16 protein-coding genes are annotated in these 14,808 nt (G+C 60.9%); 6 read left to right on the plus strand and 10 right to left on the minus strand.

Features of this window, described 5'->3' with window-relative positions:
* The first annotated feature begins 151 nt into the window (after positions 1–151).
* Complete coding sequence (gene garD, locus B2J69_RS18885) at positions 152–1,711, plus strand: galactarate dehydratase (protein ID WP_081141176.1); 1,560 nt, start codon at positions 152–154, stop codon at positions 1,709–1,711.
* Between the two features lie 39 nt (positions 1,712–1,750).
* On the opposite strand, the gene B2J69_RS18890 is transcribed toward garD, so the two are convergent.
* From B2J69_RS18890 to syd, 4 genes are all read right to left on the minus strand, one after another.
* On the minus strand, positions 1,751–2,197 hold the full coding sequence (locus B2J69_RS18890; protein ID WP_081141177.1) for a flavodoxin: 447 nt from the start codon (positions 2,195–2,197) through the stop codon (positions 1,751–1,753).
* An 11-nt stretch (positions 2,198–2,208) separates the two neighbouring features.
* Complete coding sequence (gene truC / locus B2J69_RS18895; RefSeq protein ID WP_081141178.1) at positions 2,209–2,985, minus strand: tRNA pseudouridine(65) synthase TruC; 777 nt, start codon at positions 2,983–2,985, stop codon at positions 2,209–2,211.
* Positions 2,985–3,308 carry a YqcC family protein gene (locus tag B2J69_RS18900; protein WP_081141179.1) on the minus strand — a complete coding sequence of 108 codons (324 nt, stop codon included), beginning with the start codon at positions 3,306–3,308 and terminating at the stop codon, positions 2,985–2,987. Before B2J69_RS18900 ends, truC begins: the two co-directional genes overlap by 1 nt.
* A 589-nt stretch (positions 3,309–3,897) precedes the next feature.
* Positions 3,898–4,446, minus strand: a complete 549-nt coding sequence (gene syd, locus B2J69_RS18905) for a SecY-interacting protein (protein WP_081141180.1) — start codon at positions 4,444–4,446, stop codon at positions 3,898–3,900.
* A 62-nt stretch (positions 4,447–4,508) separates the two neighbouring features.
* On the opposite strand from syd, the gene queF reads away from it, so the two are divergent.
* The 3 genes from queF (at position 4,509) to xni (ending at position 7,701) form a co-directional block, all read left to right on the plus strand.
* A complete protein-coding gene (gene queF, locus B2J69_RS18910; protein ID WP_081141181.1) occupies positions 4,509–5,354 on the plus strand; it encodes an NADPH-dependent 7-cyano-7-deazaguanine reductase QueF in 846 nt (281 codons plus the stop codon).
* 169 nt (positions 5,355–5,523) lie between these two features.
* Positions 5,524–6,885, plus strand: coding sequence for a nucleotide 5'-monophosphate nucleosidase PpnN (gene ppnN, locus B2J69_RS18915; RefSeq protein ID WP_081141182.1), 1,362 nt, complete (start codon positions 5,524–5,526; stop codon positions 6,883–6,885).
* A 39-nt stretch (positions 6,886–6,924) separates the two neighbouring features.
* Positions 6,925–7,701 (plus strand): flap endonuclease Xni, encoded by a 777-nt coding sequence (gene xni / locus B2J69_RS18920; RefSeq protein WP_081141183.1) that lies wholly within the window; start codon positions 6,925–6,927, stop codon positions 7,699–7,701.
* Between the two features lie 5 nt (positions 7,702–7,706).
* On the opposite strand, the gene rlmM is transcribed toward xni, so the two are convergent.
* From rlmM to B2J69_RS18940, 4 genes are all read right to left on the minus strand, one after another.
* Complete coding sequence (gene rlmM, locus B2J69_RS18925; RefSeq protein WP_081141184.1) at positions 7,707–8,807, minus strand: 23S rRNA (cytidine(2498)-2'-O)-methyltransferase RlmM; 1,101 nt, start codon at positions 8,805–8,807, stop codon at positions 7,707–7,709.
* A complete protein-coding gene (locus tag B2J69_RS18930) occupies positions 8,800–9,195 on the minus strand; it encodes a DUF423 domain-containing protein (RefSeq protein WP_081141185.1) in 396 nt (131 codons plus the stop codon). Before B2J69_RS18930 ends, rlmM begins: the two co-directional genes overlap by 8 nt.
* 50 nt (positions 9,196–9,245) lie before the next feature.
* The gene (locus B2J69_RS18935; RefSeq protein ID WP_081141186.1) at positions 9,246–10,163 is read right to left on the minus strand and encodes a transcriptional regulator GcvA; all 918 of its coding nucleotides are present in this window, start codon (positions 10,161–10,163) and stop codon (positions 9,246–9,248) included.
* Between the two features lie 351 nt (positions 10,164–10,514).
* The gene (locus B2J69_RS18940; RefSeq protein ID WP_081141187.1) at positions 10,515–10,736 is read right to left on the minus strand and encodes a YgdI/YgdR family lipoprotein; all 222 of its coding nucleotides are present in this window, start codon (positions 10,734–10,736) and stop codon (positions 10,515–10,517) included.
* A 198-nt stretch (positions 10,737–10,934) separates the two neighbouring features.
* Here B2J69_RS18940 and csdA point away from each other — a divergent pair, with 198 nt between their 5' ends.
* Complete coding sequence (csdA, locus tag B2J69_RS18945) at positions 10,935–12,149, plus strand: cysteine desulfurase CsdA (protein WP_081141188.1); 1,215 nt, start codon at positions 10,935–10,937, stop codon at positions 12,147–12,149.
* Complete coding sequence (gene csdE, locus B2J69_RS18950) at positions 12,146–12,598, plus strand: cysteine desulfurase sulfur acceptor subunit CsdE (RefSeq protein ID WP_081141189.1); 453 nt, start codon at positions 12,146–12,148, stop codon at positions 12,596–12,598. Before csdA ends, csdE begins: the two co-directional genes overlap by 4 nt.
* 4 nt (positions 12,599–12,602) lie before the next feature.
* On the opposite strand, the gene tcdA is transcribed toward csdE, so the two are convergent.
* Positions 12,603–13,406 carry a tRNA cyclic N6-threonylcarbamoyladenosine(37) synthase TcdA gene (tcdA, locus tag B2J69_RS18955; protein WP_081141190.1) on the minus strand — a complete coding sequence of 268 codons (804 nt, stop codon included), beginning with the start codon at positions 13,404–13,406 and terminating at the stop codon, positions 12,603–12,605.
* 45 nt (positions 13,407–13,451) lie between these two features.
* The gene (gene mltA, locus B2J69_RS18960; protein ID WP_081141191.1) at positions 13,452–14,603 is read right to left on the minus strand and encodes a murein transglycosylase A; all 1,152 of its coding nucleotides are present in this window, start codon (positions 14,601–14,603) and stop codon (positions 13,452–13,454) included.
* Positions 14,604–14,808: the final 205 nt, after the last annotated feature.

Raw genomic sequence — 14,808 nt, forward strand, 5'->3', positions numbered from 1 at the left:
ACCAAAAAGCGGTGATTTCTCGCCTTAATGCCGTTCAGTTGCACAATGCGGCGGGCAAATCCCCTCCATATACTAAAGCTGGCAAATTCGATGTGCGTCTCTGAGAACGATAACGCGCCGCCACGTACGGCGCATGACTGGAAGGTGAGCGATGAACCCCATGACCAAAGAGCCGCCGCTCTGCATCAAAGTCCATGAAAACGACAATGTCGCAATCGTGGTCAACAACCAGGGACTGCCGGCCGGCACACAATTTCCCGACGGGCTGACGCTGACGGAGCATGTGCCGCAAGGACACAAAGTCGCGCTGGCCGCTATTGCGCAGGGCGCGGCTATTCTGCGCTACGGCGAAGTGATCGGCTATGCCCTGCGCGATATCCCCCAGGGCAGCTGGATTGACGAGTCGCTGGTGGCGCTGCCCGAGGCACCGCCGCTCGCCAGCCTGCCGCTGGCGACCAACGTGCCGCCCGATCTGCCGCCGCTGGAGGGCTACACCTTCGAAGGCTACCGCAACGCCGACGGCAGCGTCGGCACGCGCAACCTGCTTGGCATCACCACCAGCGTGCACTGCGTCGCGGGCGTGGTGGACTATGTGGTGCAGATTATTGAGCGCGATCTGCTGCCCCGCTACCCCAACGTCGACGGCGTGGTGGCGCTGAACCATCTTTACGGCTGCGGCGTGGCGATTAACGCGCCGGCGGCGGTGGTGCCGATCCGCACCATTCACAACCTGGCGCTCAACGCCAACTTCGGCGGCGAAATCATGGTGGTGAGCCTCGGCTGCGAAAAATTACAGCCGGAACGGCTGCTGACCGGCACCGACGACGTGCAGGCGATTTCGCTGGATGATAATGACATCGTGCGGCTGCAGGATGAGCGCCATATCGGCTTTGGCGCCATGGTGGAGGAGATCCTCAGCGTGGCGAAAAGGCACCTTGAGCGGCTCAACCAGCGTCAGCGCGAAACCTGCCCCGCCTCGGCGCTGATGGTCGGCATGCAGTGCGGCGGCAGCGACGCCTTTTCCGGCGTGACGGCGAACCCCGCGGTGGGCTTCGCCTCCGATCTGCTGGTGCGCTGCGGCGCCACGGTGATGTTCTCGGAAGTGACCGAAGTGCGCGATGCGATCCACCTGCTGACGCCGCGCGTGGTCGATGAAACGGTCGGCAAGCGGCTGCTGGAAGAGATGGCGTGGTATGACGACTATCTCGATCAGGGTAAAACCGACCGTAGCGCCAACCCTTCGCCCGGCAATAAAAAAGGCGGGCTGGCGAACGTGGTGGAAAAAGCGCTGGGATCGATCGCCAAGTCGGGGCGCAGCCCGATTGTCGAAGTGCTGTCGCCGGGCCAGCGTCCAACGCGGCGCGGGCTGATCTACGCCGCGACGCCCGCCAGCGACTTTGTCTGCGGCACGCAGCAGATGGCGTCGGGCATTACGCTGCAGGTTTTTACCACTGGACGCGGCACGCCTTACGGACTGGCGGCGATCCCGGTGATCAAGATGGCGACGCGCAACGCGCTGGCCGAGCGCTGGCACGATCTGATGGATATTAACGCTGGCACCATCGCCACCGGCGAAGAGACCATTGAACAGGTCGGCTGGCGGCTGTTCAACCTGATTCTGGATATCGCCAGCGGCCGCCAGCAAACCTGGTCGGATCGCTGGGGCATTCGCAATCAGCTGGCGGTGTTTAACCCGGCGCCGGTGACCTGATGCGCCACGCGCGCGGCAGGCACGCCGCGCGCGATGGGCTTAAAGCGCTTTGCCCCAGGCTTCCACCCACGGCGAGGTGACCGACTCTGGTTCGGGATGCTCGGTGGCGTCCACCAGCAGCACCTCGCCGACGCGCGTTGCGCTCTGCTCCTGCAGCAGCGCGTCAAAGGTTTTTCCCGCGCCGCAGAAGTGGTCGTAGCTGCTGTCGCCCAGCGCGATAACGCCGTAGCGCAGCGTCGGCTGATAACCCAGCTTATCTTTGACATCCTGATAGAGTCGGGCGATGTTGTCCGGAAAATTGCCCTGCCCGGTGGTCGAGGTGATCACCAGCGCCACGTCGCCGCCGTAGCCTTGCCACTGCGCCAGAGTCGGATCGTCATAGAGCGCGACCTCGTGTCCCTGCGCCTGTAAAATCGGCTGCGCCTCTTCCGCCACCAACAGCGCGTTGCCGTATACCGTACCTACAAAAATGCCAATCTTCGCCATATGCCTGCTCCTTAAGCTGAAGTGCTATCCTCGCCCGCCGCGTCGGCAAACTCAAGTCCCGCGGCGGCGAACGCCGCCTGCCAGCCGAACTGCTGCGCCAGCTGGTGCCATACCGCATCCAGCCCGGCGCGGATCACCAGCGGCTTGCCGGTGATGGGATGCGTCAGCGCCAGGCTGCTGGCGTGCAGCATCAGCCGATCGGCGCCGAACTGCTGCGCCGCGCCGCGATTTTGCCGCAGATCGCCGTGGGTGGTGTCGCCGATAATCGGATGCCGCAGATGCGCCATATGGCGCCGCAGCTGATGCTTGCGGCCGGTGCGCGGCGAGAGCTGCAGCAGGCTGTAGCGCGCGCTGGCGTAGCGGCCGATCGCCACCGGCATTTCCGCCCAGGCCAGCGCCTGATAATCGGTCACCGCCGGCTGCGCGGTGCGCGCTTGCGTGGCGAACTTATCGGCGATTTTGTCCAGCTCTTCCACCAGCGGATAGTCGAGCGTGCCGCTCTCCTGCAGCCAGCCGCGCGTCACCGCGTGGTAGGTTTTCTGCATCTGATGCTGTTCGAACTGCTGCGACAGCAGCCGCCCTACCTCGCTGGAGAGGCCCATCAGCAGCACGCCGGAGGTGGGACGGTCGAGGCGATGCGCGGTAAAGACGTGCTGGCCGATCTGGTCACGCACCGTCTGCATCACCACCACTTTCTCTTTGCGATCCAGCCAGCTGCGGTGCACCAGCCAGCCGGCGGGCTTGTTGACCGCCACCAGCCACTCATCCTGATAGATAATCTCCAGCATCAGGCGCGATCGTCCATAAACAGCGCGTCGAGCTGGGTCAGACTGCGCAGGATCGGCGCATGGCCTGGCGTCGCGGCGGCCAGCGCGACTTCAAAATAGGGCGCGATGGCGAAGTTTTGCGGCAGCGGCTGCTGCGCGGCAATAAGCGCCCGCAGGCGCGGGATCAGCACCCACTGCAGCCACTCAAGCGGCTCCAGGGTATCGAGGCAGAAAGGCTGATCGCTGGCGAGCGCGCTGGCGGAGGGGGGCGTCTCCTGCCAGTGTTGATGATCGCGCAGCAGCGTTTCGAGCTGCTCCAGCCGTTGTAACAGTAAAGGGGTCATACGCCACCTCCAGCGAGCGGTAAATTCGGGCGGCAAGCATACCACCGCCGGACGCGGGCGCAAAAAAAGGGAGCACTGTTAAAACAGTGCTCCCGGTTCGTTTGCAGCTTTCCCGCTACGCTGATGCTCCCTGCTCATCCGTGACAACTTTTCCTGCGCGCCATCCTGCGCTTATCATCCTGATAATTCCTTTGGCATCCAGGCCCGCCACCCATCATGTGCGGCTCTCGTTCTCCTTCCTGGAGGTGTCCCTGACTCTCTCCTGAGTATCCTGCTTCATCCTGAAGCCTTCCATGTGACGTAAACTCCGTTACGGTCCCGCCTCCTGGCATGACGTATCCTGACGCTATCTTTAATCCTCTGGCTTCCTGCCAACTGCTGACTATTCTGGCAGAGGCAGCTGAATAAACAAGGTACTAAAAAGCGTTACGCTATTTGTTTATAGACCAAATTTAGGACTATCGCCATTAAGTCGATGATTCACAATATTTTTACATTGCAGACTTCTGGATGTCCCTGGATTAAAATGCCAATCTCTCACAAAGCATGTAAGAGATATCGCACAATACTGACAGCCAATGTCTGCAAATCAGCCAGTAACCGGTTGTAAATTCGTAAGAAATATCTGAATGTTTTGCGCTAAAACCTCACGCTTTTTGCTGCCAGGCTGTTCGAGAATGATTTCGCCGCTCAGGTTGCAGAGCGAGACGATCTCCTGCTCTGACTCGGTGGCGGCAATAAACAGCGTCGGCGTCTGCTTCAGGCGGCGCTTCATAATCAAATGACCGATTAAATTTTCCTGCAGCCGGACAAAGTCCTCTTCGCTCCAGACCTGCAGCAGCGACAGCTCGCGCTGCTCAAAGCGCGCCGCCATATCGCCGGCGAACTGCGCGGTGTAAAACGCGGCGACATCCGGCTGCAGCTGAAGATCCAGCGCGCGCTCAACCGCCTCCAGCGTCGCGGGCAACGTAAAGGGCTGCGGCTGCCACCAGACTTCGTCCGCCTGGGTGGCGACGATGCAGGGCGACGGCACGCCGTAAAGCGCCTGGCTGGCGGGCGCATGGCCGGTGCGCTGTTGCCAGGCATTGCAGTAGCGGGTGGTAAATTCGCGCAGGGCGTCCACAGTCTGTTGCATCACTCTTTTTCTCACGTCTGATGGGTTACACTGATCCACTTTGTTTTGTCTCACGGGTAACCGCTATGTCTTTATATGAAAAGGATCAGGCGCTGAGCAGCCTGACCCTGGGCAAACCCACAGCCTACCACGATAAGTACGATCCCAGCCTGCTGCAGGCGGTGCCGCGCAGTCTGAACCGGACGCCGCTGGGGCTGCAGTCCGATTCGCTGCCCTTTAGCGGCGCGGATATCTGGACCCTGTACGAACTCTCCTGGCTTAACAGCAAGGGCGTGCCGCAGGTCGCGCTGGGCGAGGTGGTGCTCAACGCCACCAGCGAACATCTTATCGAGTCGAAGAGCTTTAAGCTCTACCTTAACAGCTTTAACCAGACGCGTTTCGCCGACTGGGGCGAGGTGCGCCAGACGCTGGAGCGCGATCTCGGTGCCTGCGCGCAGGGCGAGGTCAGCGTGGCGCTGTTCCGTCTGAGCGAACTGGAAGGCCAGCCTATCGGTCAGTTTAGCGGCTCCTGCATCGACGAGCAGGATATTGAAATTAGCGACTACCGCTTTAATGCCGACTATCTGGCCAAGGCGGCGGGCAGCGAGGTGGTTGAAGAGACGCTGGTTAGCCATCTGCTGAAATCCAACTGTTTGATCACCAACCAGCCTGACTGGGGATCGGTGATGATCCGCTACAAAGGCCCGCGCATCGATCGCGAGGCGCTGCTGCGCTATCTGATCTCTTTCCGCCAGCACAATGAGTTTCACGAGCAGTGCGTGGAGCGCATTTTCAACGACCTGCTGCGTTTCTGTCGCCCTGAGCAGCTGACAGTCTATGCGCGCTACACGCGCCGTGGCGGGCTGGATATTAATCCCTGGCGCAGCAACGTGCCCTTCCGTCCCGGCTTTTCCCGACTGGTGCGCCAGTAGCTTTGCGAGGCCTCTCGCAGCCTGCGCGTCAGGGGTTGCGTTCCCCTTGAGCATTCGCGGTCGACAAGGCACTCTGTTGAAGGCGGCGATCGGAGGATTGCCGACCAGGGATTTTCGCCACCGCGACAGCGGTGTCATCAGTCACCCAGGCGGGTGTAAAGGAGTTCATTTGATTACGCATATCAGCCCTCTTGGCTCGATGGATTTGTTGTCTCAGCTGGAAGTCGACATGCTCAAGCGCACGGCGAGCAGCGACCTTTACCAGCTGTTTCGCAACTGCTCGCTCGCCGTCTTGAATTCAGGCAGCCAGACCGACAGCAGCCACGAACTGCTTTCCCGCTTTGAGAATTTCGACATCAACGTGCTGCGCCGCGAGCGCGGCGTTAAGCTGGAACTGATCAATCCGCCGGAAGAGGCCTTTGTCGACGGGCGCATCATCCGCTCGCTGCAGGCCAACCTGTTCGCCGTGCTGCGCGACATTCTGTTCGTTAACGGCCAGCTGGCGATTGCCGGGATGGAAGAGGCGCCGCCGGATGATTCGGCGCATATCACCAACCAGGTTTTCTCTATTCTGCGCAACGCCCGCGCGCTGCACATCGGGGAGTACCCGAACACCGTGGTCTGCTGGGGCGGTCACTCAATCAATGCGGTGGAGTATCAGTACTGCCGCAACGTCGGCACCCAGCTCGGCCTGCGCGAGCTGAATATCTGCACCGGCTGTGGGCCGGGGGTCATGGAAGCGCCGATGAAAGGCGCGGCGGTGGGCCATGCGCAGCAGCGCTACCGCGACAGCCGCTTTATCGGGCTGACCGAGCCGTCGATCATCGCCGCCGAGCCGCCGAATCCGCTGGTGAACGAACTGATCATCATGCCGGATATCGAAAAGCGGCTCGAGGCGTTTGTGCGCATCGCGCACGGCATCATTATCTTCCCGGGCGGCGTCGGCACGGCGGAAGAGCTGCTCTATCTGCTGGGGATTATGATGAACCCGCAGAACCACGAGCAGGTGCTGCCGCTGATCCTCACCGGGCCGCGCGAGAGCGCTGACTACTTCCACGTGCTGGACGACTTTATCGTCAACACGCTGGGCGAAGCGGCGCGCAAGCACTATACCATCGTTATTGACGATGCCGCCGAAGTGGCGCGCCTGATGAAAAAAGCGATGCCGCAGGTGAAAGAGTATCGTCGGGAAACCGGCGACGCCTACAGCTTCAACTGGTCGATTCGCATCTCGCCCGACCTGCAGAAGCCCTTTCTGCCGACCCATGAGAACATGGCCAACCTCAATCTCTACACCAGCCAGCCGGCAGAGCAGCTGGCGGCGGACCTGCGACGCGCCTTCTCCGGCATCGTCGCCGGCAACGTGAAAGAGATTGGCATCCGCGAAATCCGTGAAAAAGGCCCGTTTAAACTGCACGGCGAGCCGGACATTATGCGCCGCATGGATGAGCTGCTGCAGGGGTTCGTCGCCCAGCACCGCATGAAGCTGCCGGGCACCGCCTATATCCCCTGCTACGAAATCATTAAATAAACGCAAGGAAGGCAGCCCGCAGGGGCTGCCGTTTAGCCTATGTCATTTCACCTTCTTATCGTAGACGCGCTCAATCTGATACGCCGTCTGCACGCCGTGCAGGGATCGCCCTGCGTCGAAGGGTGCGTCGCGGCGCTGCGCCAGCTGCTGGGGCATACGCAGCCGACGCACGTCGTGGCGGTTTTCGACAGCGAACAGCGCCATCAGGGCTGGCGTCATCAGCTGCTGCCAGACTATAAAAGCGGCCGGCCGCCGATGCCGGAGGATCTACAGGCCGAGCTGCCCGCGCTGCAGGAGGCGTTTCGCCGCGCGGGCGTCAGCTGCTGGACCGCCGAGGCGGATGAAGCGGATGACCTGGCGGCGACGCTGGCGGTCAAAATGGCGCAGGCGGGCCATCAGGCGACCATCGTCTCGACCGATAAAGGCTATTGCCAGCTGCTGGCGCCGCAGATCCGCATTCGCGACTACTTTCAGAAGCGCTGGCTCGATCTGCCGTTTATCGAAAGCGAATTCGGCGTCGCGCCGCAGCGGCTGCCCGACTACTGGGGGCTGTGCGGCATCAGCAGCAGCAAGATCCCCGGTGTGGCAGGCATCGGCCCGAAAAGCGCGAAAACGCTGCTGCAAACCTTTGGTTCGCTGGAGGCGATCTATGCGCAGCTTGAAGCAGTGCCGGAGAAGTGGCGCGCGAAGCTGACGGCAGGACGCGAGTCAGCGCTGATCAGCCGACAGGTGTCGATGCTGAAACAGGATTTGGTGCTGCAGGGGAATTTAAAAACGCTGCGTTATGCAGGCCAGGCGGCGCAGCGCCCGGCCTGAGACGCTTAACGTTCGTCGCGGCGGCCTGGAATGGCGCCCCAGATGCGGCGAATATGCACCGTGACCTCTTCGCGGTCGTGGTAGAGCTGGCGGGCGCGGATCTGGGCATTGATGCCCTGCGTCTTCAGCGCCTCGTCGATCATCGCCAGATTCTGCGTCACCTCTTCGTAACGTTTTTTCATCGGCAGCTTGAGGTTGAAGATCGCTTCGCGGCACCAGCCGTTGACCAGCCATTCGGTCATCAGGCTGGCAACGCGCACCGGCTTCTCGACCATGTCGCACACCAGCCAGTCATTGTTGTTGCGCGTCGGGCGAAACTTAAAGCCATCTTCGCGACAGTGCGTTACCTGCCCGGTGTCCATCAGGCTCGGCGCCATTGGGCCGTTGTCTACCGCATAAACCCACATGCTGCGCTTCACCAGCTGATAGGTCCAGCCGCCGGGACAGGCGCCGAGATCGACCGCATGCATGCCGCCCGCCAGACGCTCGTCCCACTCGTCGGCGGGAATAAAGACGTGAAACGCCTCTTCCAGCTTCAGGGTCGAGCGGCTCGGCGCGTCAGCCGGGAACTTCAGGCGCGGAATGCCCATATAGAACGGCGAATGGTTGCCGACCACCGAATAGCCGACATAGCAGGCGCCAGGCGCGATAAAGAAGACGTGCACCACCGGACGCTTCGGGCTTTCGTAGTTGAGCAGGATCCCGGCGTCGCGCAGGCTGGCGCGCAGCGGCACGGTGAACTTGCGGCAGAATTTGGTCAGCTCTTTCGCGTCGTTGGTGTCCGGCACCTCGACGCGCAGTTCACCGCCCTTCTCCACCACGCCGGTCAGCATGCCGACAATCGGCGTAATGCGGTCGTCCGGCGGCAGGTCTTTCAACAGCTCGCCGACCACCAGCATCTGGCGGGCAAAGATCAGCGTCTCAAACGGCAGCTCGCGCGCCAGCCGATCGGCGTCTTCGTGCTGATAACACTCGAACAGCACGTAGCCGCTGTTCTCTTTCACCCGCGGGAAACCATAGATCTCACGCTCGGCGGCGTGGGCCGCGATTTCCGCCGCGCACTCTTTTTCAAAACCGGGACGGCAATAGAGTAAAACTTTATTCATGGCGATCTGCCTTTCGTTTCAGACGCAGCGCGCCAATCAACATCAGGAACCAGCCGACCAGGAAGCAGAGCCCACCGATCGGCGTAACGAAAACCCAAAACTTCAGATGCGACAGCGCCAGACAATAAAGGCTGCCGCTAAACAGCACGATGCCGAGGGCGAGAAATGCGCTGCTCCAGTAAAACCAGAGGTTGGCGCGGCGCAGCATCGCCGCGCCTAAACCGATCACCGCCAGCGTATGGTACGCCTGGTACTCCAGCCCGGTGTGGATCCAGGCCATTTCGGCCGGACCGAGCGAGCGGCTTAATACGTGCGCGCCAAAAGCGCCAAACGCCACCAGCAAAAATCCGCTGATGGCGGCAAAGATAAACATGGCACGACTGGACATCTGACTATCCTCAAGGTGCATCTGTACTTCACTCTACAGAAATCTATTATTTAGTGGTCGTAACGAAAGCGAAATTTTTCTTGTTCGCTGGCGGCTTTCGCGAGGATCCACTGTCGAAAGGCGGCTATTTTACCCAGTTCTGCCTGGCTGTCATGACAAACCAGATAAAAAGCGTTTTTACTGACTAAGACGTCGTTAAAGGGACAGATCAGGCGGCCGGCTTCGATCTCGCTCTGCGCCATCACATTATTCGCCAGCGCAACGCCCTGACCGTGGATCGCCGCCTGCAATACCATGGCGCTGTGGCTGAAAATCGGCCCCTGCTGCACGTTGATATGCTGCAAGCCTAGCTGGCGGATATAGGATTGCCAGTCGCGGCGCGAGGCGTCGTGCAGCAGCGTGAAGCGCGCCAGATCCAGCGGCGTTTTCAACGGGTTATCGCCGGTCATCAGCGCGGGCGAACAGACCGGCAGCAGATACTCGGCATAGAGTTTCTCCACCCGCAGCCCCGGCCAGTTGCCGCGGCCGTAGAAGATCGCTACGTCGACGTCGTCCGCCAGTTTCTCTTCGTCGCGGTCCACCGCCTGGATGCGCACGTCGATGCCCGGATAAGCCATATTAAAGCTGGAGAGGCGCGGCACCAGCCACTGAATGGCGAAGCTGGGCAGCAGGCTCACGGTCAGGGCGCCTTTGGCGCTGCGCGCCTGCAGCTTGCGCGTCGCATCGTTCAGGGCGGTGAAAATCTCTTTGATATCGAGATAGTAGCTTTGTCCCTCTTCCGTGAGTAAAAGCGAACGATTCCTCCGGCGAAACAGCTTTAACCCCAGAAAATCTTCCAGCGATTTTATCTGATGGCTTACAGCTGCCTGGGTGACAAACAGCTCTTCAGCCGCTTTGGTAAAGCTAAGATGACGCGCCGCGGCGTCAAACACGCGGAGTGCATTAAGAGGAGGAAGGCGTTTCGACATGGTTTTCCGTGCTCGGATCAGGGGCAAAACACGTGCGCTTATAAAAAGCGGTCACATATTAGTTTTAGTAATCCGAGGCATTATAAATTGTCCGTTGAGGAAGCTCCAGCAAATACCTATAGTTGCCGCACTTCCTGAGCCGGAACGAAAAGATTTCAGGATTTGTGAGTGAGTTCGCAGATTTCCGGAGAGCTTTTGGCTTGTGGTCGTGATGTTGTGTTTGCATTTTGATCTGACGCTTGCAGATCAAGCTTTTAATTCCTGTAGATTTACCCTGTCTGTCCATAGTGATTTTGAATAGCACCGCAAATTGCGGTGCTTTTTTTTTGCCTGCAGCCAGCGAATTGCCGCTTACTGCATCTCGACCATCTCTTTAACGTCAGCGCGGTTGATCTGCTGCTTGTTGCCGTTAGCGTCTTTATAGCTGATCATACCGGTGTCGCTGTCTACGGAAGGCTTGCCTTCAGAAACAATGGTGCGACCATCGTTGGTATGCATGACATAATTGCTTGAACACGCGGCCAGAGTAAAAGCCATGGCGCAGATGGCCAGCACTGCTGAAAGTTTTTTCATTTTCTATCTCCTTGCAGATTGATTGCATCAAACCGCCCGCGTTGGCTAACCGGTAGTCAAATCGACTAAAGAAGGTTGCTCCTTGTGCGGGTTTTGGTTTAAACCTTGCATTAATCAGCATAACGCGCTTTTACAGCTTTGCCAGCAGAGAGCCAGGCTTTTGATCTGGTCCACTTTATTTGTATGACGAGACAAAGCATGACCGCATTCAACCCCTCCGCATTTCGCCAGCAGTTTCCGGCGCTGAGCGACGCCGGTGTTTATCTCGACAGCGCCGCCACGACGCTTAAGCCGCAGGTCGTGATCGACACCGCCCAGCAGTTTTACAGCCTGAGCGCCGGCACGGTGCATCGCAGCCAGTACGGCGCGGCGCGCCAGCTCACCGAACGCTATGAGCAGGCGCGAGATCAGGTGGCGCGCCTGCTGAATGCGGCGCATGGCCACCAGATCGTCTGGACGCGCGGCACCACCGAGGCGATCAATCTGGTTGCCAACGGCTGGCTGCTGCCGCGTCTGCAGGCGGGCGACGAGATTGTGGTGAGCGAAGCGGAGCATCACGCTAATCTGGTGCCCTGGCTCATGGCGGCGCAGGCGCGCGGCGCGAAGGTGGTGAAGTGGCCCATCGGCGCGGATCGCCTGCCCGATATCGCGCTGCTGCCGTCGCTGCTCAGCGCGCGCACCCGCCTGCTGGCCGTAGGGCAGATGTCTAACGTTACCGGCGGCTGTCCCGATCTGGCGCAGGCGATCGCGCTGGCGCACGGCGTCGGCGCGAAAGTGATGGTGGACGGGGCGCAGGGCGTGGCGCACTGCCCGCCCGACGTGCAGGCGCTCGATATCGACTTCTACGCCTTCTCCGCGCACAAGCTCTACGGCCCGACCGGCATTGGCGCGCTGTATGGCAAAGCCGAGCTGCTGGAGGAGATGACGCCGTGGCAAGGCGGCGGCAAGATGCTGACCCAGGTCGATTTCAACGGTTTTACGCCGCAGCCCGCGCCCTGGCGTTTTGAAGCCGGCACGCCCAACGTGGCGGGCGTGGTGGGATTGAGCGCCGCGCTCAGCTGGCTTGAGCAGCACGACCGACTCAAGGCGGAGATGTGGAGCCAGCAGCTCGCCAGCCTGGCGGAAGAGCAGCTAGGCGAGTTCCCGGGATTCCGCAGCTATCGCGTTGGCCGCTCAAGCGTGCTGGCGTTCGATTTCGCCGGCGTACACCACAGCGACATCGTGACGCTGCTGGCGGAACAGGGCATCGCGCTGCGCGCGGGCCAGCACTGCGCGCAGCCGCTGATGGCGGCGCTGGGCGTGAGCGGCACGCTGCGCGTCTCGTTCGCGCCCTATAATAATCTGCAGGATGTGGATGCGCTGACGCGCGCCATCTATACCGCGCTCGACCTGCTGTCGGAGGAGGAAGCATGAGTCAAACCCTGGCGGGTCCGCACCCGTTCGGCGATCTGATCACCCTTGACGGGCTGAAAGAGAAATTCGCCCATTTTCAGCAGTGGGAGGATCGCTATCGCCAGTTAATCCAGCTCAGCCGTCAGCTGCCCGCGCTGCCGGAGGCGCTGAAAACGCAAGAGATTGAGCTGACCGGCTGCGAAAACCGCGTCTGGCTCGGCAGCCAGCTGCGCCACGACGGCACGCTGCACTTTTACGGCGACAGCGAAGGTCGCATCGTGCGGGGGTTACTGGCGGTGCTGCTGACCGCCGTGGAAGGGAGAACGCCGCAGGCGCTGCTGGCGGACGATCCGCTGCGGCTGTTTGACGAACTCGGCCTGCGCGCCCAGCTCAGCGCCTCGCGCAGCAGCGGCCTGAAGGCGTTGGCGGAGGCGGTGCATCAGCAGGCCGCGCGCGCAGCGCAGCCCTGAGTCGTTACGCCGCCTGACGCGCCGCGCGCGCCAGATATTTCTTCAGCGCATGGGAAACGGCGACAAAACCGAAGGTAGCGGTCACCATGGTAGCGGCGCCGAATCCCGCTTCGCAGTCCATTCTTTTCGGCCCTTCGGCGGTGCTGCGCGCGGCGCAGACGCTGCCGTCCGGCTGCGGATACATCAGCGCTTCGGTTGAGAAGACGCAGTCGATGCCCAGCTTGCCTTTGCTGTTTTTCACTACGCCAAGCGCCTTCAGCCGCTCGCGCAGCTTCGCTGCCAGCGGATCCTGAATCGTCTTCGCCAGATCGGCGACCTGAATCTGCGTCGGATCGATCTGGCCGCCCGCGCCACCGGTGGTGATCAACGGGATCTTGTTGCGGCGGCACCAGGCGATCAGCGCCGCTTTGGGGCGCACGCTGTCGATGGCGTCGATCACGTAGTCATAGCCCGCTGCCATCAGCTCGGCGGTGTTGTCCGGCGTGATGAAGTCGTCGATGCAGATCACCTCACAGTCGGGATTGATGGCGCGCAGCCGCTCGGCCATCACCTCGGTTTTCGCCTTGCCAACGTTGCCATTCAGGGCGTGGATCTGGCGATTGGTATTGGTGATGCAGACATCATCCATATCGATCAGGGTAATTTTGCCGATGCCGGTGCGCACCAGCGCTTCCGCCGCCCAGGATCCCACGCCGCCGATGCCGATGACGCAGAAGTGCGCCGCGGCGAAACGCGTCAGCGCATCCTGCCCATAGAGACGTGCCGTGCCGCCAAAACGCTGACGCCAGGCCTCGTTAACCACACTCATAATCAACCTTGTCGCGACATGCGGGCCGTGCGGCCCGCAGAGAAATCAGTTTGAACCCAGTAACAGCGAGCCATTATCACCGTTTTGCGGGCTGCTGAACAGCGGCTGCCCGGCGCCCGGCGCGGCTTTCAGCACCCAGACGCGGCCATAGTGGTTATAGAAGCCCGCAAGGTGCGCCGCATCAGGCCCGATGCCCTGATAGATATCGAAGTGCTGGCCCTTGATGGCGCCGCCGACGTCCAGCGCCACCATCAGGCGCATCTCATATTTGCCGTTGAACTTGCCCTTTTCATTCAGCTGCGGCACCTCCGCCAGCAGCGCGGTGCCTGCCGGGATCAGCGAACGGTCCGACGCCACCGAGGCTTTCGCCACCAGCGGCACCGCGCTGGCGCCGCGCACCGGCGTATAGGGTTCCGGCTTAAAGAAGACGAACGACGGGTTGGTTTCCAGCAGCGCGCGCACCTCCTGTTCGGAGTGGGACGCCGCCCAGTCGCGGATCGCCTGCATCGACATATCTTCGCGCTTGACCTCGCCGCGATCGATCAGCTCTTTACCGATGCTGTGATAGGCCCAGCCGTTTTTGCCGCCGTAGCCGAAGAAGGTCATCGGCCGACCGTCGCCGTAATCCACGTAGCCGCTGCCCTGCACGTCCATAATAAAGTTATCGATCAGCGAATTGCTCCAGCCAATCACGTAGCGCTCATCCAGACCGCCACTATAGATAGAGGCGCGGCTCGGCAGCTTTGCCCCGCGCTTGCGCGGCGGCATGCGGTAGATGGGGTACTGGAATTCCCCCTGGCGCGTGTAGCGCGCCTGCACCACCGGCGTGTAGTAGCCAGTAAACTGCACGTTGCCGTAGTTATCGGTGCCTTCCATCTGGAAGGCGTTCAGGCCGAACTGACGCAGCTGGCGCGTGTCGGCGCCCGCCATCAGCCAGCTCTCAATCGCGCTATAGGTGCCGGTGTGGCGTCCATAGAGGGCGGACGAGGCGGACTGGATCTGCCGCACCTGCTCACCGAAATCTCTGCCGTTGACCGGTCGTCCTTTGGCATTCGGCTGGTTAACCAGCGCCAGCGGCTGTTCCAGCTTGCCATCTTTATACTGCTGCCCGCGATCGGTCGGTTTCGAGCTACAACCCGCCAGCAGCGCAAACAGTGCACCCGTCAGTGCATACTTCGCCCAGTGTCCTTTATTCATCGCCGTCTCTTTTATTCATCAGTGTTCGCCCCGCGACGATAGCAAAGCGTCTGGCAGATTGAAATCGGCCTGCCCTTTCCGCAGGCGCGGCTGTGCGATATTTAGCCAGATGGAGAAAATATTCAGCAAACAATCCCTAATTTGGCGCTTCGCACGAAAAAGGGGTTGCATCATCGGCGCCAGGAGGTATAGTGCGCATCCACGG

Origin of the sequence: Pantoea latae, from assembly GCF_002077695.1 — a bacterium.
Taxonomy (GTDB): domain Bacteria; phylum Pseudomonadota; class Gammaproteobacteria; order Enterobacterales; family Enterobacteriaceae; genus Pantoea; species Pantoea latae.

Excerpts from the sequence above, each read along its gene's own strand:
- rlmM (WP_081141184.1), bottom strand. The coding sequence starts at position 8,807 with ATGAATAAAGTTTTACTCTATTGCCGTCCCGGTTTTGAAAAAGAGTGC.
- B2J69_RS18930 (WP_081141185.1), bottom strand. The coding sequence starts at position 9,195 with ATGTCCAGTCGTGCCATGTTTATCTTTGCCGCCATCAGCGGATTTTTG.
- queF (WP_081141181.1), top strand. The coding sequence starts at position 4,509 with ATGTCTTTATATGAAAAGGATCAGGCGCTGAGCAGCCTGACCCTGGGC.
- B2J69_RS18900 (WP_081141179.1), bottom strand. The coding sequence starts at position 3,308 with ATGACCCCTTTACTGTTACAACGGCTGGAGCAGCTCGAAACGCTGCTG.
- B2J69_RS18940 (WP_081141187.1), bottom strand. The coding sequence starts at position 10,736 with ATGAAAAAACTTTCAGCAGTGCTGGCCATCTGCGCCATGGCTTTTACT.
- B2J69_RS18935 (WP_081141186.1), bottom strand. The coding sequence starts at position 10,163 with ATGTCGAAACGCCTTCCTCCTCTTAATGCACTCCGCGTGTTTGACGCC.
- B2J69_RS18890 (WP_081141177.1), bottom strand. The coding sequence starts at position 2,197 with ATGGCGAAGATTGGCATTTTTGTAGGTACGGTATACGGCAACGCGCTG.
- truC (WP_081141178.1), bottom strand. The coding sequence starts at position 2,985 with ATGCTGGAGATTATCTATCAGGATGAGTGGCTGGTGGCGGTCAACAAG.
- csdA (WP_081141188.1), top strand. The coding sequence starts at position 10,935 with ATGACCGCATTCAACCCCTCCGCATTTCGCCAGCAGTTTCCGGCGCTG.
- csdE (WP_081141189.1), top strand. The coding sequence starts at position 12,146 with ATGAGTCAAACCCTGGCGGGTCCGCACCCGTTCGGCGATCTGATCACC.
- garD (WP_081141176.1), top strand. The coding sequence starts at position 152 with ATGAACCCCATGACCAAAGAGCCGCCGCTCTGCATCAAAGTCCATGAA.
- xni (WP_081141183.1), top strand. The coding sequence starts at position 6,925 with ATGTCATTTCACCTTCTTATCGTAGACGCGCTCAATCTGATACGCCGT.
- tcdA (WP_081141190.1), bottom strand. The coding sequence starts at position 13,406 with ATGAGTGTGGTTAACGAGGCCTGGCGTCAGCGTTTTGGCGGCACGGCA.
- mltA (WP_081141191.1), bottom strand. The coding sequence starts at position 14,603 with ATGAATAAAGGACACTGGGCGAAGTATGCACTGACGGGTGCACTGTTT.